At 71.4% G+C, this 20,891-nt stretch carries 22 protein-coding genes and 1 pseudogene; 10 read left to right on the top strand and 13 right to left on the bottom strand.

Going from position 1 to position 20,891, the window contains the following annotated elements; genetic code table 11:
* Positions 1-26 precede the first annotated feature (26 nt).
* Positions 27-399, bottom strand: a pseudogene (locus JK364_RS22365) (transposase); the annotation flags it as partial.
* A gap of 223 nt (positions 400-622) precedes the next feature.
* Positions 623-1,036 (bottom strand): ATP-binding protein, encoded by a 414-nt coding sequence (locus JK364_RS22370; protein ID WP_201852939.1) that lies wholly within the window; start codon positions 1,034-1,036, stop codon positions 623-625.
* A 120-nt stretch (positions 1,037-1,156) separates the two neighbouring features.
* Between JK364_RS22370 and JK364_RS22375 the strand changes: the two genes are divergently transcribed.
* A complete protein-coding gene (locus JK364_RS22375; RefSeq protein ID WP_201852940.1) occupies positions 1,157-1,978 on the top strand; it encodes a helix-turn-helix domain-containing protein in 822 nt (273 codons plus the stop codon).
* Entirely contained in the window at positions 1,975-2,151 is a 177-nt protein-coding gene (locus tag JK364_RS22380; protein WP_201852941.1) for a DUF397 domain-containing protein, read from the top strand. Before JK364_RS22375 ends, JK364_RS22380 begins: the two co-directional genes overlap by 4 nt.
* On the opposite strand, the gene JK364_RS22385 is transcribed toward JK364_RS22380, so the two are convergent.
* From JK364_RS22385 to JK364_RS22415, 7 genes are all read right to left on the bottom strand, one after another.
* Complete coding sequence (locus JK364_RS22385) at positions 2,111-3,283, bottom strand: HTTM domain-containing protein (RefSeq protein ID WP_201852942.1); 1,173 nt, start codon at positions 3,281-3,283, stop codon at positions 2,111-2,113. The two genes, JK364_RS22380 and JK364_RS22385, sit on opposite strands and share 41 nt — an antisense overlap.
* Before the next feature lies 1 nt (position 3,284).
* On the bottom strand, positions 3,285-3,947 hold the full coding sequence (locus JK364_RS22390) for a DUF5819 family protein (protein ID WP_201852943.1): 663 nt from the start codon (positions 3,945-3,947) through the stop codon (positions 3,285-3,287).
* Between the two features lie 13 nt (positions 3,948-3,960).
* Positions 3,961-4,326 carry a hypothetical protein gene (locus JK364_RS22395; protein ID WP_201852944.1) on the bottom strand — a complete coding sequence of 122 codons (366 nt, stop codon included), beginning with the start codon at positions 4,324-4,326 and terminating at the stop codon, positions 3,961-3,963.
* Between the two features lie 33 nt (positions 4,327-4,359).
* The gene (locus JK364_RS22400; protein ID WP_201852945.1) at positions 4,360-5,571 is read right to left on the bottom strand and encodes a sugar ABC transporter permease; all 1,212 of its coding nucleotides are present in this window, start codon (positions 5,569-5,571) and stop codon (positions 4,360-4,362) included.
* Positions 5,568-6,350 (bottom strand): ATP-binding cassette domain-containing protein, encoded by a 783-nt coding sequence (locus JK364_RS22405; RefSeq protein WP_201852946.1) that lies wholly within the window; start codon positions 6,348-6,350, stop codon positions 5,568-5,570. The genes JK364_RS22400 and JK364_RS22405 overlap by 4 nt, the downstream gene beginning before the upstream one ends.
* Before the next feature lie 69 nt (positions 6,351-6,419).
* Complete coding sequence (locus JK364_RS22410; protein ID WP_201852947.1) at positions 6,420-7,685, bottom strand: sugar ABC transporter substrate-binding protein; 1,266 nt, start codon at positions 7,683-7,685, stop codon at positions 6,420-6,422.
* Positions 7,682-10,246: a SpoIIE family protein phosphatase gene (locus JK364_RS22415; protein ID WP_201852948.1), complete on the bottom strand. Its 2,565-nt coding sequence runs from the start codon at positions 10,244-10,246 to the stop codon at positions 7,682-7,684. The genes JK364_RS22410 and JK364_RS22415 overlap by 4 nt, the downstream gene beginning before the upstream one ends.
* A gap of 294 nt (positions 10,247-10,540) precedes the next feature.
* On the opposite strand from JK364_RS22415, the gene JK364_RS22420 reads away from it, so the two are divergent.
* From JK364_RS22420 to JK364_RS22435, 4 genes are all read left to right on the top strand, one after another.
* Positions 10,541-11,035: a GNAT family N-acetyltransferase gene (locus JK364_RS22420; protein WP_201852949.1), complete on the top strand. Its 495-nt coding sequence runs from the start codon at positions 10,541-10,543 to the stop codon at positions 11,033-11,035.
* A 137-nt stretch (positions 11,036-11,172) separates the two neighbouring features.
* Complete coding sequence (locus JK364_RS22425) at positions 11,173-11,886, top strand: polysaccharide lyase family protein (protein WP_230992368.1); 714 nt, start codon at positions 11,173-11,175, stop codon at positions 11,884-11,886.
* Positions 11,887-11,898: 12 nt separating this feature from the next.
* On the top strand, positions 11,899-12,507 hold the full coding sequence (locus JK364_RS22430) for a hypothetical protein (protein WP_201852950.1): 609 nt from the start codon (positions 11,899-11,901) through the stop codon (positions 12,505-12,507).
* The gene (locus JK364_RS22435) at positions 12,504-13,307 is read left to right on the top strand and encodes a fibronectin type III domain-containing protein (protein WP_307841360.1); all 804 of its coding nucleotides are present in this window, start codon (positions 12,504-12,506) and stop codon (positions 13,305-13,307) included. The genes JK364_RS22430 and JK364_RS22435 overlap by 4 nt, the downstream gene beginning before the upstream one ends.
* A gap of 11 nt (positions 13,308-13,318) precedes the next feature.
* On the opposite strand, the gene JK364_RS22440 is transcribed toward JK364_RS22435, so the two are convergent.
* Positions 13,319-14,065, bottom strand: a complete 747-nt coding sequence (locus tag JK364_RS22440) for a TetR/AcrR family transcriptional regulator (RefSeq protein WP_201852951.1) — start codon at positions 14,063-14,065, stop codon at positions 13,319-13,321.
* A gap of 133 nt (positions 14,066-14,198) precedes the next feature.
* Here JK364_RS22440 and JK364_RS22445 point away from each other — a divergent pair, with 133 nt between their 5' ends.
* On the top strand, positions 14,199-15,383 hold the full coding sequence (locus JK364_RS22445; RefSeq protein WP_230992369.1) for an FAD-dependent oxidoreductase: 1,185 nt from the start codon (positions 14,199-14,201) through the stop codon (positions 15,381-15,383).
* Positions 15,380-16,219 carry an alpha/beta fold hydrolase gene (locus JK364_RS22450; RefSeq protein ID WP_201852952.1) on the top strand — a complete coding sequence of 280 codons (840 nt, stop codon included), beginning with the start codon at positions 15,380-15,382 and terminating at the stop codon, positions 16,217-16,219. Before JK364_RS22445 ends, JK364_RS22450 begins: the two co-directional genes overlap by 4 nt.
* Before the next feature lie 10 nt (positions 16,220-16,229).
* On the opposite strand, the gene JK364_RS22455 is transcribed toward JK364_RS22450, so the two are convergent.
* Together JK364_RS22455 and JK364_RS22460 are read right to left on the bottom strand one after the other, a co-directional pair.
* Entirely contained in the window at positions 16,230-17,255 is a 1,026-nt protein-coding gene (locus JK364_RS22455; protein WP_201852953.1) for a dipeptidase, read from the bottom strand.
* Between the two features lie 423 nt (positions 17,256-17,678).
* Entirely contained in the window at positions 17,679-18,059 is a 381-nt protein-coding gene (locus tag JK364_RS22460; RefSeq protein ID WP_307841361.1) for an EamA family transporter, read from the bottom strand.
* Between JK364_RS22460 and JK364_RS22465 the strand changes: the two genes are divergently transcribed.
* Positions 17,958-18,740 (top strand): MBL fold metallo-hydrolase, encoded by a 783-nt coding sequence (locus JK364_RS22465; protein ID WP_201852954.1) that lies wholly within the window; start codon positions 17,958-17,960, stop codon positions 18,738-18,740. The genes JK364_RS22460 and JK364_RS22465 overlap by 102 nt on opposite strands.
* Complete coding sequence (locus JK364_RS22470; RefSeq protein WP_201852955.1) at positions 18,737-19,393, top strand: DedA family protein; 657 nt, start codon at positions 18,737-18,739, stop codon at positions 19,391-19,393. Before JK364_RS22465 ends, JK364_RS22470 begins: the two co-directional genes overlap by 4 nt.
* Before the next feature lie 268 nt (positions 19,394-19,661).
* Here the strand turns inward: JK364_RS22470 and JK364_RS22475 are convergent, their stop codons facing one another.
* A complete protein-coding gene (locus JK364_RS22475) occupies positions 19,662-20,834 on the bottom strand; it encodes an acyltransferase family protein (protein ID WP_307841362.1) in 1,173 nt (390 codons plus the stop codon).
* Positions 20,835-20,891: the final 57 nt, after the last annotated feature.

Consider the following 20,891-nt stretch of genomic DNA (forward strand, 5'->3'; position numbering starts at 1 on the left):
CCTTGACCCCGAGTCTTGGACACGGGCTAAGCGGCTAGGGCCAGCGTAGTTGGTGTTGTCCGGGACGCTGTTTCGTAGGCGATGGGACTGCGTTGTCCGAAGCGGGAGTGACGGCGTCGGGTGTTGTAGCGGTGCAGCCAGCCGGGACTCGGCAAGTGCGTTGTCCGCACTGGAGCCGATCGCGCTCATCGACTGGCGGGTGCCGGCCTGGCGGCAGGCGTCGGCGAAGGCCCGGCTGGTGTACTGGGCCCCGTAGTCGGTGTGCATGACCGCCCCGGCGAGACTGCCGCGGGTGCGTTCGGCGGCGGCCAGGGCGTCGGTGACGAGATCGGTGCGCATGTGATCCGCGATCGCCCAACCGGCCAGACGGCGGGAGGCGATGTCGATGACGGTGGCCATTCTGTGGAATCTGTTATTAGTTGCGCTAGATCAAGCGTTTTTGAGAGGGGTACCCGGAGGGGCCCGCAGTCCGGATCGACCCCGGCCCGCGAGCCCGGATGCCGCCACTCGCTCCGCCCCCACCGGCCCGGCGGCCGGCGACGCGGCCCCCGCCCCGGCACCCCCGACCCATGCTCAATTTGCGCCGAAGGCGCGAGACGGCGCCGCGCCCAACCGAGCACCTCTAGAGGCGGATCCGGGCCCAGACCGTTTTGCCGACGATGCGCTCCCGGACGCCCCACGCCTCGGCGAGGGCATCCACGATCGCCAGGCCGCGTCCGGATTCGTCGTCCGGTGTGGGGTCCGCCAGGGCGGGGTGCCCCTCGCGGGGATCGGACACCTCGACCCCGACCATTTTTTCTGCGTCATATGCGATACGCACCTCGAAGTACCGCCCCGGTACGCGTCCATGGCGGATGGCGTTCGTCGCCAGCTCGGAGACGACCAGCAGGACGAGGGCCGCCGAGCTCCGGTCCAGGCCCCAGGCGCGGAGAGCGACATCTGCGGCGCGGCGGGCGTGGGGGACGGATGGGGGGACGGGCGTAAACCTCTGCTTCCAGCCATGGAGTGGATTTACGTCGTGACTTTCCGCGTTCATCCTCCCACTGTCAGTGCAGGCGACTACCTTCACCAGTAACAGAGCGTCGACTGCGGCGACCGGCAACTCTGGTCGAACGCAGGTTGATTGGCGTTGAGAGTTGTTGAGGGGGTGGCCTGCGTGGCCCAGTCGAAGAAGAAGGACTCCGCTCCGCCGACCGTGCAGTACTTCGCCGCTGTCCTGCGGCTTCTGCGGGAACGGGCGGGGCTGACCCAGGACGAGTTGGGTGCGCTGATGAACTACACCGGGTCGGCGGTGAGCGCCGTCGAGACATGCGCGAAGCCGCCGACGGACGAGTTCATCGACGCGGCCGAGAAGGCACTGGACGCGGGCGGGTTGCTTCGTTCTGCGATCAAGTATTTGCGGCTTGAGCGGTATCCCGCTCACTTTCAGGGTCTCGCCCAGCTGGAACAAGAAGCGCTCAGTCTGTCGTCGTACTGTACGCATCTGCTCCATGGCCTGCTGCAGACGGAGGGGTACGCCACCGCGCTGTTCGACTACGCATTCCCTCCGCTCGACAGAGAGGAGGTCACGAAGCTCGTCGCCGCTCGCATGGACCGCAAGGCGCTCTTTGACCGCAAACCAGCAGCCGTGGTCAATGTCATCCTCGAAGAGGCCGCGCTACGGCGCCACATCGGCGGGCCGGAGGTCATGCGCACCCAATACACGCACCTCACCGAGTGCACCGCCCGCCCGAATGTCGTCATCCAGGTCATGCCCATGAGCCAAGCTGGGCACGCCGGGCTTCCTGGCCCGATGACATTGATCGAGACACCCGAGGAGACGCCCGTGGCCTACCTTGAGGGCCATGGCCAAAGCATCCTGTTGTCCAAACCGGAAGAGGTGGGTGTCCTGGCCCGCCGCTATGCCATGATCAGGTCCCAGGCCCTCAGGCCGGAGGAATCCGTGCGCTTCATCGAGAAGTTGATGGGTGAGTTATGAGCAGACTCGTGTGGTTCAAGAGCAGCTACAGCGACAACACCGGCGGCGAGTGCGTCGAGGTCGCCACCACCCCCACCACCATCCACATACGGGACTCCAAGAACCCCGACGGCCCCCGCCTCCGCATACCCGCTACCGCCTGGGCCGACTTCCTGACCTTCGCGACGGCCTGAGCAGAGCCGTCGGCAGGAACACCGCGTCGCAGACGACCATCGCGGCCGACAGGAAGGGCAGGCCGAGCAGGACGGCGATTCCGGCGTGTTCGAGGATCATCACCGCCAGCAGCGCGGTCTTGAGGCGTCGGTAGCCGAGCAGGAAGGGGAAGGCCACCTGCATCACCACGGTCCCGTAGCCCAGCAGGACGATCAGGAGCATATGGCTCGCGAGCAGGCTGCCGAGTCCGGGCCAGGGGCTGAAGTAGTCGAGGTGCAGGGCGTAGTGGAGCCCGCTGCCGTCCTGCCAGCGGGTGCCTTGGATCTTGTACCAGCCGGCCGTGGCGTAGATGAGGCAGATCTGGGCCGCGATTACGAGCATCGCGCAGTTGTGCAGCATCGTGGCGGCCGCGTCGAGCAGTTCGCGCGACCACGCTCCCCGTGACCATCGGCGGGCCGCGTACCAGAGGCCCTGGCAGATCCAGAAGGCCCACAGGACCGCCGCCCAGGCGGTTCCCTGGAAGCCGTCCGACACCCACAGGAGGGCCACGCCGAGGATCTGCCACATCACGAACCCGGCCCGGTCGACCCGGCCGTCCCTGCGGTTGCGGCGGGCGCGGCGGGCGTCGACGGACCAGACGGCTCCGCATTGGGTGAAGGCCAGGTAGATGGCCATCACGCCGATCACGTTGTCCCCGCCGTCCCCGATGAGCGGATTGCGGTTCTGGAGCGAGAGAACGGCGACCAGGAAGAGAACGGAGGTGGCCCGGGTCCGCCAGCCGAGCATCAGCAGGGCGGCCACCAGGATCGCGCCGTGGTAGACGCATTCGAACCACCAGCGTCCGGCGCTCCAGGTGAGCACGGTGAAGGCGTGGTTCTCCGCGACCAGGCGGGCCGCCAGGTCCAGCGCCCAGGGGCTGCGGTCGCCGTAGAGCACCCGCCGGTGCGGCCATTCGCGCAGCAGGAAGGCCAGGACGAGGCCGCTGAGGCCGATCCGGAACAGGGCGCACTGATACCGCGCATGCGCATCGCAGGCGAAGGCGATCGGTCTCGCCGCCGCCTGCCGCCATCGCCCGCCGGCGGCACTCGCCCATGGAGCGGTGGCGGGCCGCGTCGAGGGGTGGCCGAGGTGGTCGAGGTGGTCGATGCTCATGTCACAGCCCCCTGCGGTCCTGGTCCTTCACCGACCACCACGGCAACGTACGGTGGCGGGCACTCTGCACGGACGCGGACGACGCCCGGTCGCTCCAACGGGGCGGGGCCACCGGCCTGGCGGTGACGCGCACCTGCACGGCGACGACCCGCTCACCATCAAGCCCGCCACGTCGCCCCTCGATGCGCTGGAGGGCGATCCGCTTGACGTATTCGCCGAAGAGGATTCCCCGCACACCGATCGGAGCGTTCCGCCGGCTGTGGGAATTCTGATAGAAGTCCCATGCCAGCCGGAGCATGTTCTGATGTGCGTGGCTGGGAACGGGATTGTGCCGGATAGCGGCGACATCCTGAGTCGTCAGGTTGACCCAGTGCCCCGCGCGGGGCTTTTCGGAATTCCGGTCGGTGCGGACCCTGGCCTCCACGACGACGTTCTCATGGAGCGGCTCGGGCGCGAACAGCTGCCAGCCCTGGGTGAATTCCGGATAGACATGCCCGTTGATCAGATGTGCATACCGGCTCCGGACCGGGTTGTCCGGCGTAACGGCCAGAAAGAGCGTGGCGAGGTGCCAGCACGCGGCGCCGAGCAACACCGCGGCGGTCACCGCCAGAACCACGAGGGACGGGAGGGACCGGCCGGGGCCGGTCCCTCCCGTGTCGGCCACGGACACGGTCCCCCTAGCCGCGGGTGTTCTGGCAGTTGGATCCAAAACCGCCGGGCGGCCCCGGCTGGGCGGGGGTGCTACTGCTGCCTCCACCACTCGTTCCGGGGGCTCCGAGCGACAGTTTGGAGTCACATTCGTTATCCTGATTCGTCCCCGGGCCGGTAAGGCCGCTGAAGAACTCCTTGGGAAGGATCGGCCACTTCTGGGCCTGTGCCGCGTTGACGCCGCCGAAAACCAGGGCGCAGGCAACGGATACACCCAGCACCGCCAGGCGAATGACCTTCTTCACCAGACCACCTTTCTCGAAAGACTCGATAAATCGGTCGGCAATGTTGCCCGCAGCCTGCCCAACGGCCGCGATCAGCGGCAAGAACGACACGACGCCTTAGTGCGAATGGACCCGCGCCGGAAATCAGGCCCGGCCGTGGGCCCGTTGCGCCCGGCGGGAGAGGGTGTCGACCACGACGGCGAGCAGCAGCACCCCGCCAGTGATCATGAACTGGACGGCGGTCTGGATGTCCATGAGGGCGACGCCCGAGGCGATCGACTGGATGACGAGCACGCCCAGCAGGGCGGACCAGGTGCTGCCGCGGCCGCCGAAGAGGCTCGTGCCGCCGATGACGGCCGCGGCGATGGCGTTCATCAGCAGGTCGGTGGAGACCGACGTCTGGCTGACCGAGTTGATCCGGGAGGCCAGGAAGAGACCGCCGATGGCGGCCATCGTGCTCGACATCATGAACGCGGAGGTGCGCACCCAGGCCACGTTGATCCCGGCGCGGCGGGCCGCTTCGACGCCGCCGCCCAGGGCGAAGATCATCCGGCCGTAGGCCGTGCGGCGCAGGACGTAGTCGAGGATGACGAGGACGACCACGAAGATCAGGAGGGCGAGCGGCAGGCCCTGGAACTGGTTGAGCACATACGCGGCGGCGAAGGCGAGCACCGCGAGCACGCCCGTGCGGACGGCGATCCAGGCCGGGGGGCGGGTGGGCACTCCGGCGGCGCGGCGGCGCTGGACATCGCGCCAGGCGGTGAGGAAGTACCCGGCGGTGCCGACCGCCGCCAGGGCGTAGGCGGCGGCGACATCGGAGAAGTAGTAGTTGGTGAGCTGGGCGACCAGGCCCTGATCGTCGAGGTTGATGGTGCCGTACGCGCCCATGATGGCGAGCATCAGGCCGTACCACCCCAGCAGTCCGGCGAGGGTGACCACGAACGCGGGGACGCCGACCACGGCCGTGAAGAAGCCGTGGACGAAGCCGACCGCCGTACCGCAGAGGGCGCCCAGGATGATGGCGGGTGGTTCGGGCATGCCGAAGTTGACGTTCAACACGGCGAACAGGGCGGAGGCCAGGCCGCTCACCGAACCCACCGACAGATCGATCTCGCCGACCAGCAGCACGAAGATCACGCCGACCGCGATCATGCCGGTGCCGACGATGTCCACGCTGAGGTTGGAGAGGTTGCGCGGGGAGAGGAAGTGCGGGTTGAGGATCTGGAAGGTGATCCAGATCGCGAGCAGCCCGAGCAGGACCGGGACGGCGCCGAACGTACCGCCGCCCACTCGGCGCCCGAACGCGCTGGTGAAGCGTTCGGCAGCGTGGGCGCTGGATCCGCCGGGGATGCTCACAGCTCCCCCTCCCGCGCCGCGCGCCGCGTGACCGCGTTGTCGGACGCGCCGGTGATGGAGGAGACGATCTGCTCCTGGGAGGTGGTGGTGACGTCGAAGAACCCGTTGTTGCGGCCCAGGCGCAGCACCGCGACCCAGTCCGCGACGGCCTTGACGTCGCCCAGGTTGTGGCTGACCAGCAGCACCCCGAGCCCGCGGTCACGGAGCCGTTCCACCAGGTCGAGGACCTGAGCGGTCTGCTCGATGCCGAGGGCGGCGGTGGGCTCGTCCAGCATCACCAGGTTCGGTGCGCCGAGCAGCGCCCGGGAGATGGCGACGGTCTGCCGCTGGCCTCCGGAGAGGGCCGCGACGGGCCTGCGGACGTCGGGGATGCGGATGGAGAGGGTGGCCAGCAGATCGCGGGTGCGGCGCTCCATCTCCACCTCGTCCAGGACCCCGATCCGGGTGAGCTCGCGGCCGAGGAAGAGATTGCCGACGACGTCGAGGTTGTCGCAGAGCGCGAGGTCCTGGTAGACGGTGGCGATCCCCAGGTGCTGGGCGTCGTGCGGACGGCCGATGTGGATGGGGCGGCCCTGCCATTCGAGGGTGCCCGTGTCGGCCGGTTCGACGCCCGCGATCACCTTGACCAGGGTGGACTTCCCCGCGCCGTTGTCGCCCACCAGGGCGATGACCTCACCGGCGTGGATCTCCAGCTCGACGTCCCTGAGCGCCTGGACCGCGCCGAAGCGCTTGAAGACGCCGCTCAGCGCCAGCAGGGGCGGGGCCGACGGTCGGGCCATCCGCGCCTCCCTTCATTCCGCCTCGTGCGATTCATTTCGCGTCGTGCCATTCATTCCGCGTCGTGCCATTCATTTGGCGTTGTGCGATGAGCCGTTCGAGTCGGTGAGCCCGGCCCTGCGGCAGTCGTCCACGTACTTCTTGGTGCATATCTGATCGACGCGATACAGACCGTCCTTGATGACGGTGCTCTTGATGTTGTGCACGGTGACGGCCAGCGGTTCGAGCAGCACCGCGGGGATGCCACGGGTGGTGGAGTTGTTGACCCGCCGCGTCGCGATCCCGTTGAGCGATCTGCCCCGTCCCAGCGCGATGGCCATCTCCGCGGCGGTGTACGCCTCGGGCTTGAACGGCTTGTAGACGGTCATGTACTGCTCGCCCGCGAGGATCCGCTGAATGCCCGCCACCTCGGCGTCCTGGCCGGTGACCGGGGGGATCGGATGGATCCGGGCCGCCTTGAGGGCGGTGATGACACCCGAGGCCAGGCCGTCGTTGGCGGCGAGGACGCCGTCGATGCCGTAGGGGCCCAGGGCGGCGATGGCGGCGGACATGTTGCGGTTGGCGTTCTCCGGCCGCCAGCCGACGGTCTCGTAGGACTTGGCGATCTTGACCTTGCCCTGGAGGACGGACCGCGCTCCCCGTTCGAACCAGCCCGCGTTGGGGTCGGTTGACGAGCCGTTCATCATGACGATCTGGCGGTTCGCGGGATGCGGTCCCAGCGCCCTCAGCAGCGCCTCGCCCTGGAGCTTGCCAACCCTTCCGCCGTCGAAGGAGACATAGCCGGAGATGGGCCCTTCGGCCAGACGGTCGTAGGCGACGACCGGGACACCGGCGCGGCGGGCCTGGATCACGGAGTGGCGGACGGCCTTGGTGTCGACCGCGTCCAGGATGAGGACATCGACCCCGTTCGTGATCATGGCGTCGATCTGGCTGCGCTGGGAGGTGGGATCGTGCTGGGCGCTGGAGTAGCTCACCGTGCAGCTCGGGCAGAGCTGCCTGACCCGGTGCTGGATCAGGGGTGCGTCGAAGCGCTCGAAACGGACGATCTCGTTCTCCGGGAGCAGCAGGCCGATCCGCAGCGGCCCGTGGTGGGTCCCGGCCGCGCCTACCGTCTCGCCGACCTGGGCCGCCTTGCCGCAGGCGGCGAGGGACACGGCCAGGACGAGGCCGACCGCGACGGCGACGGCCGCGCGAAGGCGGTCGCGCGTACGGAAGCGCGTACGGGAGCGCGTACGGGAACGCGTCGGGGGGTGCGCCCGGGAGCGCGTACGGGTGGGGATCATCGCCCAGCGCGTACGGGAACGGCTCACCGCCCAGCGCGTACGGAAACGGCTCATCGCCTCGCCCTCCTCCTTCTCGGCCCTCTCCTCCCCGTGGCCCCCTCGTCCCCCTCCGTCCGTTCCCCGGGCCCCGCGTCGGGCGGCTCCTCCGGGAGCTCCGCCGGGAGCTCCTCCGGGGGCGAGGGCCCTTCCGGGGGTGCGCCCCGGGGCTCCTCCCGCGGGGACGACAAGCTGATCTCGCCCCAGACCTGCTTGCCCCCGCTCAGCGGCACCGAGCCCCAGGTCTGCGACATCGCCTCGATCAGCAGCAGCCCCCGCCCGCCGGTGGCCTCCCAGTCCACGGTCGTCGGTTTGACGGGGGTACGCGGCGAGGGGTCGTTCACCGCGATCCGCAGCCGGTCCGCGGTCAGCGTCAGATTCAGCCGCACCTCGCCACGGGTGTGCACCAGGGCGTTGGTGACCAACTCGGAGGTGACCAGCAGGGCCACGTCCAGCTCGTCCGCCAGCCCCCAGTTGCGCAGGGTGCGCGCGGTGAAGCGGCGGGCGTGCATCACGGCGTCGGGCAGCCGCCACACCGTCCAGCTCGCCCGGATGGGCCGCACCCGCATCCCGTCGTAGCGCAGCAGCAGCAGCGCCACGTCGTCGTCCCGGCGGCTGTCCCCGCCGAGCAGCGCGTCCGCGACCCCGCCGGGGTCGGACGGGTCGGCGCGGGCCAGCGCCTGGCAGGCCCGGCGCACCCCGTCGTCCAGGTCGAGCCGGGCGGACTCGACCAGGCCGTCGGTGAGCAGCGCGATCAGGGTGCCGGCGGACAGCCCGGCCGCGGTCATCGGGAACTCGGCGTCCGCGACCACGCCCAGCGGCGGGCCGCCCTCGACGTCGAGCTCCGCGGTGGTGCCGTCCGGCTGGCGCAGCAGCGGCTGGATGTGTCCGGCCCGGACGAACCACGCCTCGCCCTCCTCCATGTCGAGGTCGGCGTAGCAGCAGGTCGCGAAGAGATCGGTCTCCATGCCGACGAGAAGGCGGTTGGCGTGCGCCACGACCACATCGGGCGGGTGGCCCTCCACCGCGTAGGCCCGGATGGCGGTGCGCATCTGGCCCATGATCGTGGCGGCCGCGGCGCTGTGGCCCTGCACATCGCCGATGACCAGCGCCACATGGCCGTCCGGCAGCGGGATGACGTCGTACCAGTCGCCGCCCACCTCCAGGCCCATCGTCGCGGGCAGATAGCGGGTGACGGCCACCCCGCCGGGCAGCTCCGGCAGCTTCCGGGGCAGCAGGCTGCGCTGGAGCATGGTGGCCAGCTCGTGCTCGGCGTCCAGGGCGTGGGCGCGCACCAGTGCCTGGCCCACCAGACCGGCGGTCGCGGTCAGCAGCGAGCGCTCCTCCGGGCCGAACTCATGCCGCTGCTCCCAGCCGATCAGGCAGACGCCGACGATTCGGCCGTCCGCCGGGAGCGGGAGGACGGCGAGGCCGCCGGGGCCGATACCGGCGAGCCCGGGTTCGAGACCGGCGCCCTCGGGCCAGAGGCTGACCTGCCCCTCCCGCAGCGCCTCCGCCAGCGTGGGCAGGGCATGGCTGGGCGGCTCGGGCCATTCGGAGCGCCAGGCGGCCCGCCACACCTCGGGCCAGGCGGCGGGTTCGGCGGGGGCGAGGACGCCGACCACCAGCTGATCGGCCTGGAGTTCGGCGACCGCGAGCCGGCCCGCCCCCAGTGGATCGCGCAGCGCGCCGACCACGGCCCGGCCCACGTCGCGGACGGTGGTGGCCCCGGCCAGGGCGGCGGACAGCCGCTGCACGAGGGACACCTCGTCGGCGCTGGGCCGCAGGTGCGAGGTCTCCGCGATCACGCCGAGCATGCGCCAGGGCGTGCCGTCCGCCCCCGTCTCGACCCGGGCGCGCAGTCCCAGCCAGCGCAGCTCCCCGTTCGGCCGGCGGATCCGGAACTCCAACTGTGCGGTGCCGGAGGTCAGCAGGTCGGGCTCCAGGACCGACATCAGGGCGGGGATGTCGTCCGGGACGGCGACCGCCAGCAGGGTCTCCACCCGTCCGTCGAAGTCCTCCCCGCGGATGCCGAAGAGGTCGAGCACCTGGGTGTCGGCGGTCATCCGCCCGCTGTCGAGGTGCAGGACGAACGAGCCGACCCGCAGCCGGTCCAGGGTGAGGCCGGGCAGCTCGGGTCTCCGCTGGGTGAGCGCCTGCGGCCCGGCCGCCTCGACCCCGGCGGCCACGTGGTGGGCGTAGAGCTCGATGAAACCGCGGCGGTCGGCGTCGATCCCGTCGGGCGCCTCGTCCACCACCACCAGACACCCCAGCCCCTTGCCGTCCCCGCCGAGCGGCAGCGCCCCGAGCGAGACGCCGGGCGTGGTGGGGGTTTCGGGCGTGGTGGGCCCGATGGGGCCGTAGGCGGCGAGTTCGGTGGGGGTCAGCCACAGGGGGCGTCCGGCGCGGAAGGCGTCGGCGACGGGCGAGCGCCCGGACAGGGGGTAGCGGGCCGACAGCGCGTACGACCGTCCGGCACCGCGCACCGTCTCGGCCAACCGCAGCTCGGCACCCTCCGCGTCCAGCACATAGACAGCCACCAACGCGGTCCCCGTGAACGTCAGCACATGCCCGGTCACAGCACGCCTGCACCGCCTCCGTGCGTGGACCGCCGGTCTCGTGGGCGTACCCGGGCCCTTGATCGGCCTCCGCGCGGCGACCGGTCACGACCACCGGCGGGGCCTTCGCTGCCGCGCCCCCTCGAAAGGGATGGCGCCTCTCCTCAAAGCATGGCACAGCGGGGTGAACCCGGCCATCTCCCCTCGGGGGCGACGATGCTCGACGCGGCTCGACGCGGCTCGACCCGGCTCGACGGCGGTCGATGGTGATCGGCGGCGGTCAACGGCGATCGACGGTGCGGGAGACTGGGCGGCATGGTGCGGCTGCGGGTGGTCACGACGGACGACTGGCCGCTGTGGCGGGACGCACGCCGGACCGCGCTGGCCGAGGCGCCGCACGCCTTCAAGTCCCGGCTCGCCGACTGGCACCGCGGCGGCGAGGAGCGGTGGCGAGCCCGGCTGGAGATGCCGGACGCCTACCACGTCGTGGCCCTGCTGAACGGCCGGGCCGTCGGGATGGCGGGCGGCATGCCAGGGGACGGGGACGGACGGCCGCCGGAGCTGAGGTCGGTCTGGGTCAGCCCCGAGGCACGCGGCCACGGCGTCGGCGGCCGGCTGATCGCGGCGGTAGAGACCTGGGCCCTGCGGACGGGCGCCACGGCGCTGCGGCTGGCGGTGATCCCGGGCAACGCACCGGCGATCACCCTCTACGAGCGGCATGGTTTCGCCGCCACCCGGGAACCGGGCGATCTGCTGGCCGACGGCGTGACCAGGGAGCTGGTCATGGTGAAGGCGCTGCGGCGGAGTTGACCCGACCCGCCACGCTCCGCACCACAGTCGTGAATTCTGTTCATTGATATGGACACGCCATCGACTCTGCCCTACCTTGACTCTTGGTCTAGACCATGATCCAACAAGGGAACGGAACAGACCGGAGGTGGGCCCGTATGCCCGCATTACGCACCAGACACACCAGACGCACCCCCAGCTTCAGGACGGCTCTGGCGCTCGCCGCGCTCGCCGGAGTCCTGTCGGCGGGAGTCGCGTCCGGGGGGACGGCCGCGGCGAAGGAGGCCGCGGCGTCACCGACCGATGGATGGACGCAGACGTCGTTCACATACTCGATGCACAAGCCGTGGAATCTCGACCTGAGCGAGCGCTACAGCTACAACTCGAGCACGAAGACCCACACCATGTGGGTCAACTCCACGGACGAGCCGCTCGAAGAGGGCAGCGACACCGATCCGCGCACCGAGATGCGGTGGAAGCAGGAGTACTCCTCGGGGAAGCACATGTGGGACGCCGATGTGTATGTGCCGTCCGGGACGAACGGCGCGGACATCATGCAGATCCTGCGGGGCAAGCACCCCAGCGGAACACCGGCCACCGACATCATGCTGCGGGCGTCCAGCGCGAACGGCGGGACGCTCAAGCGCTATACGGATTCCGTCATCAAGACCGGTATCTACAACACCTGGTGGAACCTGAAGGTGGCCCATGACGCGGACACCGGAAAGATCCAGGTCTACGCCGACGACAAGCTGGTGCTGACGGTCGACGACCGGGGACCGGCGACGCGCTACTTCAAGAACGGCGTCTATCACCACGGCAGTGGCCGGGCCGAGGCCCGGTTCCGCAACATCCGCTATTGGGTCAAGTAGAGGAGTGGAACCGTGCCCAGGAAACACCGTGTGATCGCCGGGATGTCCGCCGCCTGCGGACTGCTGCTGGCGGCGTCGGGCGTCGCGCACGCCGAGGTCGAACCGGGCGGCTGGTCGTCCGAGTCCCCGGGGTTCAAGGTGCAGGAGCGGGGGTGCGGAGAGGTCGACAACCTCACCTTCAAGCTCACCTGCTCCACCGCGAGCGGGGACCAGCGGGCCGAACGGCGCTATGACACCTACACCGGCGGGACCCATCAGTTCGAGGGCTACTTCCGGGTCACCAGCATGGGCGGCACCCGGATCAGCCTGAAGCAGACGTTCAACGACACCGACGGCGACGCCGGTCCGTACTTCATGCTCGCGGTCGAGCGCGGCGGGCGGCTGTACGCCGTGCACGGCGGGGACACCCTGTCCAACGCGGGGACGGTCGGCGCCACGGTGCGCGTCAACACGGTGCACCAGGTGGGCAAGGAGCACCGTACGTACATCAACGGCTCGCTCAAGCACACCGTGGACAGCCCCGGCGGCAGCTTCTACGACAAGTTCGGGGCGTACCGCACCGGCAGCGGCAACGGCCCGGCCACCGTGGAGTGGAGCAACGTGAAGTTCTGGCGCAAGTGAGCGGCTCGGTACGCGGCCTGGCGGCGGCGGTTCTCGTCGCCGCCGGGCTCTCCGGAATCAGCGGGTGCGCGGCGTCCACGGAAGCGACGCCGAAAGCCGCGAACGCCCCGAAAGCCTCCGGCGCGGCCCGGACCGGGACCGGGACCGGGACCGGGACCGTGCTCAGCGTCACCCGGGTCTCCCCCGTCGACGCCGAGCTGAGCTGGCACGGGAAGGCGCCGGGCGCCGCGGGGCGGATCGTGGAGTTCGCGACCGAGCCCGGCGGACCCTGGACGGTCCTCACCTACGCCCCGCTCGGTCAGACCACCTACCGGCACCCGGATCTGATCCCGAAGACCCACTTCTACTACCGGGTGCGGCCGTACTACGGCCCCGCGTCCCGGCCGGTCGACGTCACCCTGCCCAAGGGGGCGTTCACCAAGGCGGAGCAGCGCCGGGAGCACACCTGGGCGCCGCCGCGCACCATCCGACGGGCCGGGGTGCGCACCAGCCCCGTCCGGCGGCCCTCGGCCGCCCCGACCGATCTGCGCGCGACCGTCATGCACGCCAACGGCATCCGGTTCACCTGGACCGACCACGCCGAGGGCGAGCGGGGCTATCTGCTGGAGGACCGGCCCCGGGGCGGCGGCTCCTTCCACCCCGTAGCCGTACTCGACCCGGACATCAACTCCTTCGGGCTGATCACCCTGCCGAACGAGAAGCGGGCCTCCTACCGGGTCCGGCCCTTCACCTACGGCGAGCGGTCCAACATCGCCCGGATGACCACCGGCGAGCGGCCCGCCGGACGCGGGCGCGGCTGAACGCGGTCACCTCAGCCCCCGGCGGCCTGGGTCGCCTCGGGGTCCACCGGGGACGGGGCGAGTACCTCCGGCAGCGGGGTGTGCCGCGCCCCGGCGATGAGGACGTCGAAGCCCCAGGCCAGCCGGTCCTGGGGGGACCCGGACAGCAGCCGTGGGCCGAGCGCGGCGATATGCGGATGGGTCCGCGGTGAGACGTCCCGAACCACCGTGGCGAGCGCCTGCCAGTCCGCCTCGCTCTGCGGGGTGTCGCCGGGGGCCCGGTGAGCGTGCTCGGCCGCGGTCGCGGTGGCGAACTGGAGCAGCAGATCGAGCAGCCACGCGGCCCGGTCGGGCTCGAGGCCGCCCTCGCCCAGCAGCGCCAGCAGCGCCTCCACCAGCTTCAGATAGTGCTTGCCGAAGGGGCGCGCCACCAGGGCGGACTGGGCGAGACCGGGGTGCTCGAACAGCACCGAGGTGTACGAGGTGAGGATCCGCACCAGCCGGTCGCGCCACTCTCCGTCCGCCGTCGCCGGGCTCAGGTCGACGGCGCCGAGGAGCTCGTCCAGGACGGCGGCGTGCAGCTCGGCCATGTTGCGGACGTAGACGTAGAGCGAGGCCGGCCCGGTGTCCAGCTCCTTGGCCAGGCGGCGCATCGTCACCCGCTCCAGGCCCTCGGCACGCATGAGGTCGACCGTGGTGGCGATGATGCCTTCCCGGGTCAGGGCCGGTTTCGCCGGACGTTCCCGGCGGCTCCGCGGGGCGGTGGGGTGCGCTGTCATGGCGCCATCGTACCGGGCGACGAACGCGTTCGCCACGAACATGTTTGCCACGAACGCGTTCGTCGTCCTACGCTCCTCCCATCCACGGCGCACCCGCGCCGAGCCAGGGAGGCCCAGGGAGGCATCCATCGCCATGTCCACCGCCATGTCCACACAACGCCGTCAACGCCGTATCGCCATCGTCGGAGCAGGGCCGGGAGGGCTGACGCTGGCGCGCGTTCTGCACGTCCACGGCATCCCCTCGACCGTCTACGAACTGGACGCGTCGGCGACCTCACGCGACCAGGGCGGCACGCTGGACCTGGACGAGGAGTCCGGCCAGCGGGCGCTGCTGCACGCCGGGCTGCTCGAGGAGTTCCGGCCGCTGAGCCGCCCCGAAGGCGGGGAGCTGCGGCTGCTCGGCAAGGACGCCGACGTCGGCTTCCACGTCCCCCCGCCGCAGGACGGTGACGGCAACGACCGTCCCGAGATCGACCGCAGGGTGCTGAAGGAGCTGCTGCTGGGGTCGCTGCCGGAGGGGACCGTCCGCTGGGGTCAGAAGGTGCGGGCGGTCGCCATCGGCGCGGCGGGGCGGCCCACGCTCACCCTGGCCGACGGCACGACCGTAGCGGCGGATGTGCTGGTCGGCGCGGACGGGGCGTGGTCCAGGGTCCGGCCCCTGCTGTCCGACGCCGATCCCGTCTACACCGGGGTGTCATTCGTCGACGGCCTCCTGAACGACGTGGACACCCGGCACCCGGCCGTCGCCGAACTCGTGGGCCGGGGCTCGATGTTCGCCCTCGCGGACGAGAAGGGGCTGTTCGCCCAGCGCAACGGCGGCGGCCGGATCCGCGTCTACGTCGCGGTCAAGGCGCCGGAGGAGTGGAGCCGTTCGGGCCCCATCGACCCGACGGACCCGGCGGCGACCAGGAAGCGGCTGCTGGACCTCTTCCCCGACTGGGACGAGGGGCTGCGCGCGCTGATCGCCGACACCGAAGGCCCGCTCGTCCCCCGGCCCATCCACGCCCTGCCCACCGGCCACCGCTGGGACCGCGTGCCCGGCGTCACGCTCCTGGGCGACGCCGCCCATCTGATGTCCCCCTTCGCCGGGGCGGGCGCGAACCTCGCCATGCTCGACGGCGCGGAACTCGCCCTCGCCCTGGCCGCCCACGACGACCTGGAGACGGCTCTGAACGCCTACGAGACAGCGATGTTCCCGCGCGCCGAGGCGGCGGCCACGCAATCGGCCGACCACCTCGTCGACTTCTTCCAGCCGGACGCCCTGCGGATCCTGCGGGACGCCTTCACCACGATGACCGCCGGAGGTGCGGACCGATGACCACGCCCACCGAATGCATTGTTGAGCCCTACCCCGGTCTGCCCCTGACGGTGCGGGACGTGGGCGCGGGCCGGCCCGTGCTCGTCCTGCACGGCGGCGCCGGACCCGCCGGCGTGAGCGGTGTGGTGGACCACTTCGCCGCCACTTCCCGGGTGCTGGCACCGACCCACCCGGGCTGGGAGGACACCCCTCGGCCCGAGTGGTTCGCGGGCGTGGACGACCTCGTCGAGACGTATCTGGATCTGCTGGACGACCGCGATCTGCGCGATGTCCTCGTCCTCGGCAGCTCCTTCGGCGGCTGGATCGCCGCGGAGATGGCCGTGCGCGACCGGGGCCGCCGCATCGGCGGACTGGTCGTCATGGGCGCGTTCGGGCCGCGGATCGAGGGGCACGAGGTGCGGTTCCCCACGGCCCCGCCCGGCCCACCGCCCGGTGCGGGTCCCGGACCCGGCCAGGGTCCCGGACCCGGGGAAAGCTCCGGACCCGGGGAAGGCCCCCGACCCGGGGAAGGCCCCCGACCCGGGGAAGGCTCCGGCGCCTCCGCGCCGCGCCGGGGGCCCTCACCCGCCGCCCTCCAGGCGCTGACGGCCTACGCCGGGCCGACGAAGTCCGACCCGAAGCTGCTGCACCGGCTCACCCGGGTGACGGTGCCCGCCCTCGCGGTGTGGGGCGAGAACGACACCGTCGTCCCGCCCGACTACGGCCGCGCGTACGCCGCCGCCATCCCCGGGGCGCGCTTCGAGCTGATCCCGGGCGCGGGCCACCTCCCCACCCGGGAGGCCCCGGAGGCCACGTTCGCCGCGATCGACGCGTTCCTGGCCGCCGCCGGGCGGTAACGGCCAAACCTCAGCCGGCGCGCCCCAGCTCCTTGCGGAAGAGCTCCAGCACGTTGCCGCCGAGGATCTTCTCGATATCCCCCTCCGGAAGGCCCCTTCGGACCAGCGCCTCGGTCACCAGAGGCAGTCCGCGGGGGCCTTCGAGGCCGGGGACCACCAGCCGGGCGTACTCGACGTCCTCGCAGCAGGGCGGGGTGGTGTCCGCGCTGACCTCCTTGATGAAGTCCGGCCCCAGACCCACATGGCCGACGCCGATCACCTCGGCGATGTGGACGATGTGATCGGCCAGCCGGTCCACCGTGCGGTCGGCCGGGGCGGTGGCCAGGAACTCGCCGAGGAAGTTGACGCACACCGTGCCGCCGGTGGCCGCGATCCCGCGCAGCTGCTCGTCGGTGAGGTTGCGATGGTGGTCCAGCAGCGCGCGGGCGGAGGAGTGGGTGGCCAGCACGGGGCGAGTGGCCAGCTCCAGCACATGGGCCACCCCGGAGGCGCCGAGATGGGAGACGTCGAAGAGGATGCCCAGACGCTCCATCTCCGTCAACGCCCGCACCCCGGCCTCGGTGAGCCGGCTTCCGGTGGCGTCCTCACCGCTGCCGTCCGCCAGGGCGGTGCGCCCCCAGTGGGCGAGCGAGGCGATGCGCACCCCGAGGCGGTGGAGGGTCGGGAGGAGCTCGACGTTGGCGTCCAGCCCGGGGGCGCTCTCCAGCGCCAGCACCAGGGCGATCCGGCCGTCGGCGAGCGCGGCGTCGATGTCGTCGCCGTCCAGGCACAGCCGCACCTCGTCGGCGTTGCCCTCGGCGAGGGTGTGAGCGCACTCGATCATCCGCAGCGTCTCGCGCAGCGCGCCCTCGGGCCGGAACTGGTCGTCGATGAAGACCGGGAGCACCTGGAGATCCACCCCGCCCTCGCGCAGCTGCGGCAGCCAGCGCTCGCGGAAGTAGCCCGCCCAGCGGTGCGGCGGGCGGGCGGTGACGGCGATCAGCAGGTCATTGTGGGCGTCGGCGACGACGGCGCGCCGGTGGAGTGCACGGCTCATACGGCTCATACGGCTCATACGGACGGCGGTGCCCTTTCGTGTGACCGGGACCCCGGGCGCCGGGGTCGGCGGCGGTCATCGTGGCGTACGGGCCGCCCGCCGGTCCACGGATTTTCGCCCGGCGGGTCTTTCCCCTCCCCGCCCCTTCCCGTTACCTGGGGCTCCGCCCCTGGACCCCGGGCGTCTGGGGTGGAGCCCCACCACGCGGCGGAGCCGCAGATCGATGCTTCGGGAAGGGGCGAAGCCCGAGCCCGGGGTCTGGACGTAGCCCCGGTCCGAGGCCTGGAGCAGGGACCCGACCGGGGGTCTGGGGCGAAGCCCCGCTCCGGGGGCTGGGGCGGAGCCCCAGTTTCGGGAAGGGGCGGGGCGGGGAGCAGCCCGCCGCAGGCGTCACGATCCGCCGGACACCCCCTCGGTACGCGGTCAGTTGAGGGCGATCAGACCGATGGCCAGCCCCGCGCCGAGCAGCCCGACGGCCCGGGGCCGGGTGATCCGCTCCCGCAGGAACGTCAGCGCGAGCAGCACCGGCACCGCCGGATAGAGCGCGGACAGCACCACGGCGACGGACAGCGACTCCCGCCGGGTCGCGAGCAGATAGAGGATGGTCGCCAAGGTGCCGAGCGCGCCCGCCACCGCCGCCACGGCGGCCGCCCGGCGGGGTGAGAGGATCGGGGCGGGACGACCCGAGGGAGGCGGCGGGAGATGTCGGTGGAGATCACCTGGTGGGGGCATGCCACCGCGACCGTGCGGGACTCCGGTGTGCGGGTGCTGACCGACCCCCTCTTCGTACGGCGGCTGGCCCATCTGCGGCGCCGCCGGGGAGCCGTGCCACCGGCCGCCGCGGCGGTCGCGGACGTGGCGCTGGTCTCGCATCTGCACGCCGACCATCTGCACCTCGGCTCGCTGGCCAAGCTGCCGCCCGGCACCCGGCTGGTGGTGCCGCGCGGGGCCGGGCGGGCGGTGCCCGGGCTGCGGCGGGTGGTCGCGGCGCGGGGGCTGCGGGTGACCGAGATGGCGCCGGGGGACGTGTGCGCGGTCGGCGAGGTGCGGATCCGGGCGGTGCCGGCCGCGCACGACGGTCGGCGGCTGCCGTACGGGCCGAGCCGGGTGCCCGCGCTGGGGTACGTACTGAGCGGCGAGTCGACCACGTACTTCGCGGGCGACACCGGGCTGTTCGACGGGATGGCGGAGGCGGTGGGCGCCTGCGATGTGGCGCTGCTCCCGGTGGGCGGCTGGGGCCCGTACCTCGGCCCCGGCCATCTCGACGCGGGCCGCGCGGCACAGGCGCTGGCCCGGCTGGGGGCGCGCTGCGCGGTGCCGGTGCACTACGGGACGTACTGGCCGATCGGGATGGACGCGATCCGTCCGCATGAATTCCACGCCCCGGGCGACGACTTCGTGCGCCACGCCGGGCGGCTCGCCCCCGAAGCGGTGGTGCACCGGCTGGTGCACGGGGAGTGCGTGCGGCTGGAGCCCGCCAGGTGATAGGGGATCTGGCGGATCTGGCGCGGAGCGTGCCGTCCGAGTCGACACAGCAGGCGGTGGGGTACCCCTCGCTGTACCTGCTGGTGGTGTTCGGGTCGCTGGTGCCGGTGGTGCCCACCGGGGCGGTGGTCTCCTCGGCGGCGGTGGTCGCCATCCACCAGACCGCTGCCCCGCTGTCCCTGCTGGTGGTCTTCGGAGTGGCCTCGCTGGCGGCCTTCTCCGGCGATGTGATGCTGTACTGGCTCGGGCTGCGCGGGGTGCGCTCGAAGAACGGCTCGCGGTGGCTGGAGCGGATCCACGACCACGCGGCGCCGGAGCGGCTGGACCAGGCACAGGCGCGGCTGGACGAGCACGGGGTGGCGGTTCTGGTGCTGTCCCGGCTGATCCCGGCGGGGCGGATACCGGTGATGCTGGCCTGCCTGCTGGCGCGCTGGCCGCTGCGGAGGTTCGCCCGGGGCGCCGGACCCGCGGCGCTGGCCTGGGCGGTGACGTATCAGCTGATCGGGATCCTGGGCGGCTCACTCTTCGCCGAGCCCTGGGAGGGCGTGGCGGCGGCGGTGGTCCTGACGGTCGTGATCAGCACGGCCCCCGCGCTGTGGCGCCGTCTGCGCCGCCGAACCGCCCGCGACGCCCAGAGCGAGGCCGCGGGCTGACGGCGACACCCTGAGAAGCTGTTTCTCATCCCCCAGTTCTGAGTAGCCTGGCCCCTACGCTGGCGGGGTGTCCGAGGGCTCCCGGCGGGCCGGGGAGAGGATCTGTCGGGCTTGTGGCGAGCGGCTGAGGCCGGAGGCCCGGCCTGACGCGGTGTTCTGGGCCGCGATCACTCTCATGACCCGCCGCCTCACGAGCGGACCAGCCCGTCAGAATCAGCTCGCACCGGCGGCCTGAATCGATTCTCGTGGTCGGCCGACCTGGCCCAGCTCATAGAACCCGGCGGACACCAGGCAAGCGGCGCAGTCCGGCAGCGAGTGCGAAGGCAGTCCCGATGGCGAGCACGCTGGACGTCGCCCATGCACCGATCGCGGACAGATTGCGGCCCGTCAGGTAATTCTGCACGGTCACCACCAGCGGCACATGAAGGATGTACACGCCGTACGAATCCGCTGCCAGTTCCTTGGAGAGGCGGCTTGTACTGGTGACCGTCTCACGGAACAGGGTGAGCAGCCCGACGCACAGGGACACGCACAAGGCGCTGTCGTACGCCGCCCAGGCCAGGGCCGGCCCGTTGAAGCCCCCCGGGGCGAACCAGTCGGAGTCCGCTCCCATCGCGAAAAGCGAGGCGACTGCCGCCAGCCCGACGCCCAGCCACACCCATCCGATGCGGGCATCGAACCTCTCCAGCCAGTGGTGACGGTGTGCGAGCACGCCGAGGGTGAAGAAGGCCGCGTACTGCGGTACCCGGGCGGGCTCGACCTGTAGGAAGTCCAGCACCGGGATCCACTTGTCCAGCGGGTACCTCAGCCGTATGAGCAAGGTGGCGGCGGTGATCGCCGCCGTCAGCCACAGCAGCGCCCCGTGCCCCGGCGCGGGGCGCTCACCACGCACCCGCTCGTCGCGTCGAGGGCGCTGCAGCAGACGGCCGACCCGGCTGCAGATGACGTACAACACGGTGTAGGCGAGCAGGTTCTGGATGAACCACAGGTGCCCGAACTGCAGGTCCGGCCAGGAAGGCCCCGTCCAGCCCGCAGGTTTCTCCGCCAGGCCCAGGTAGACGTCCCAGAAGTAACGCGGGAAGGAGATAGGCGGGTAGCCGCGGTAGTGAACGTAGTACGTGTACATCAGGCCAGGCACGATCGTCAGTGCGCCGACCACCACCGGGATACCCAGCCTGACCATGCGGCTCTTCAGGAAACGCCAGGCTCCGTGCCGCTGGTACGAGCTGGGCACGAACGCCGCGGAGACGAAGAAGAACAGACTCATGAAGAACGCCCCGTCGACCGCGGACAGCGTGGCCAGGCCCGGGGTGCGCGGCTGTCCCTCGACATACCACCAGTCGTCCGGCCCGTAGGGCTGGGCAGCGTGGTGGACCACGACTAGGACCGTCAGCGCGATCCGTAAGTTGTCGAGCCAGTCCAGACGGCGGTCGGGGCGCACTGCAGAGGGGGATGTACCAGAATTGAGTGTGTGCATCTGTTCAGGATGCTCAACATG

Origin of the sequence: Streptomyces endocoffeicus (assembly GCF_016741935.1) — a bacterium.
GTDB classification, from domain to species: Bacteria; Actinomycetota; Actinomycetes; order Streptomycetales; family Streptomycetaceae; genus Streptomyces; species Streptomyces endocoffeicus.

Excerpts from the sequence above, each read along its gene's own strand:
- JK364_RS22460 (WP_307841361.1), bottom strand. The coding sequence starts at position 18,059 with ATGGGCCAGCCGCCGTACGAAGAGGGGGTCGGTCAGCACCCGCACACC.
- JK364_RS22410 (WP_201852947.1), bottom strand. The coding sequence starts at position 7,685 with ATGAGCCGTTTCCGTACGCGCTGGGCGGTGAGCCGTTCCCGTACGCGC.
- JK364_RS22380 (WP_201852941.1), top strand. The coding sequence starts at position 1,975 with ATGAGCAGACTCGTGTGGTTCAAGAGCAGCTACAGCGACAACACCGGC.
- JK364_RS22425 (WP_230992368.1), top strand. The coding sequence starts at position 11,173 with ATGCCCGCATTACGCACCAGACACACCAGACGCACCCCCAGCTTCAGG.
- JK364_RS22465 (WP_201852954.1), top strand. The coding sequence starts at position 17,958 with ATGTCGGTGGAGATCACCTGGTGGGGGCATGCCACCGCGACCGTGCGG.
- JK364_RS22405 (WP_201852946.1), bottom strand. The coding sequence starts at position 6,350 with ATGGCCCGACCGTCGGCCCCGCCCCTGCTGGCGCTGAGCGGCGTCTTC.
- JK364_RS22450 (WP_201852952.1), top strand. The coding sequence starts at position 15,380 with ATGACCACGCCCACCGAATGCATTGTTGAGCCCTACCCCGGTCTGCCC.
- JK364_RS22440 (WP_201852951.1), bottom strand. The coding sequence starts at position 14,065 with ATGACAGCGCACCCCACCGCCCCGCGGAGCCGCCGGGAACGTCCGGCG.
- JK364_RS22385 (WP_201852942.1), bottom strand. The coding sequence starts at position 3,283 with ATGAGCATCGACCACCTCGACCACCTCGGCCACCCCTCGACGCGGCCC.
- JK364_RS22455 (WP_201852953.1), bottom strand. The coding sequence starts at position 17,255 with ATGAGCCGTGCACTCCACCGGCGCGCCGTCGTCGCCGACGCCCACAAT.
- JK364_RS22420 (WP_201852949.1), top strand. The coding sequence starts at position 10,541 with ATGGTGCGGCTGCGGGTGGTCACGACGGACGACTGGCCGCTGTGGCGG.
- JK364_RS22370 (WP_201852939.1), bottom strand. The coding sequence starts at position 1,036 with ATGAACGCGGAAAGTCACGACGTAAATCCACTCCATGGCTGGAAGCAG.
- JK364_RS22445 (WP_230992369.1), top strand. The coding sequence starts at position 14,199 with ATGTCCACCGCCATGTCCACACAACGCCGTCAACGCCGTATCGCCATC.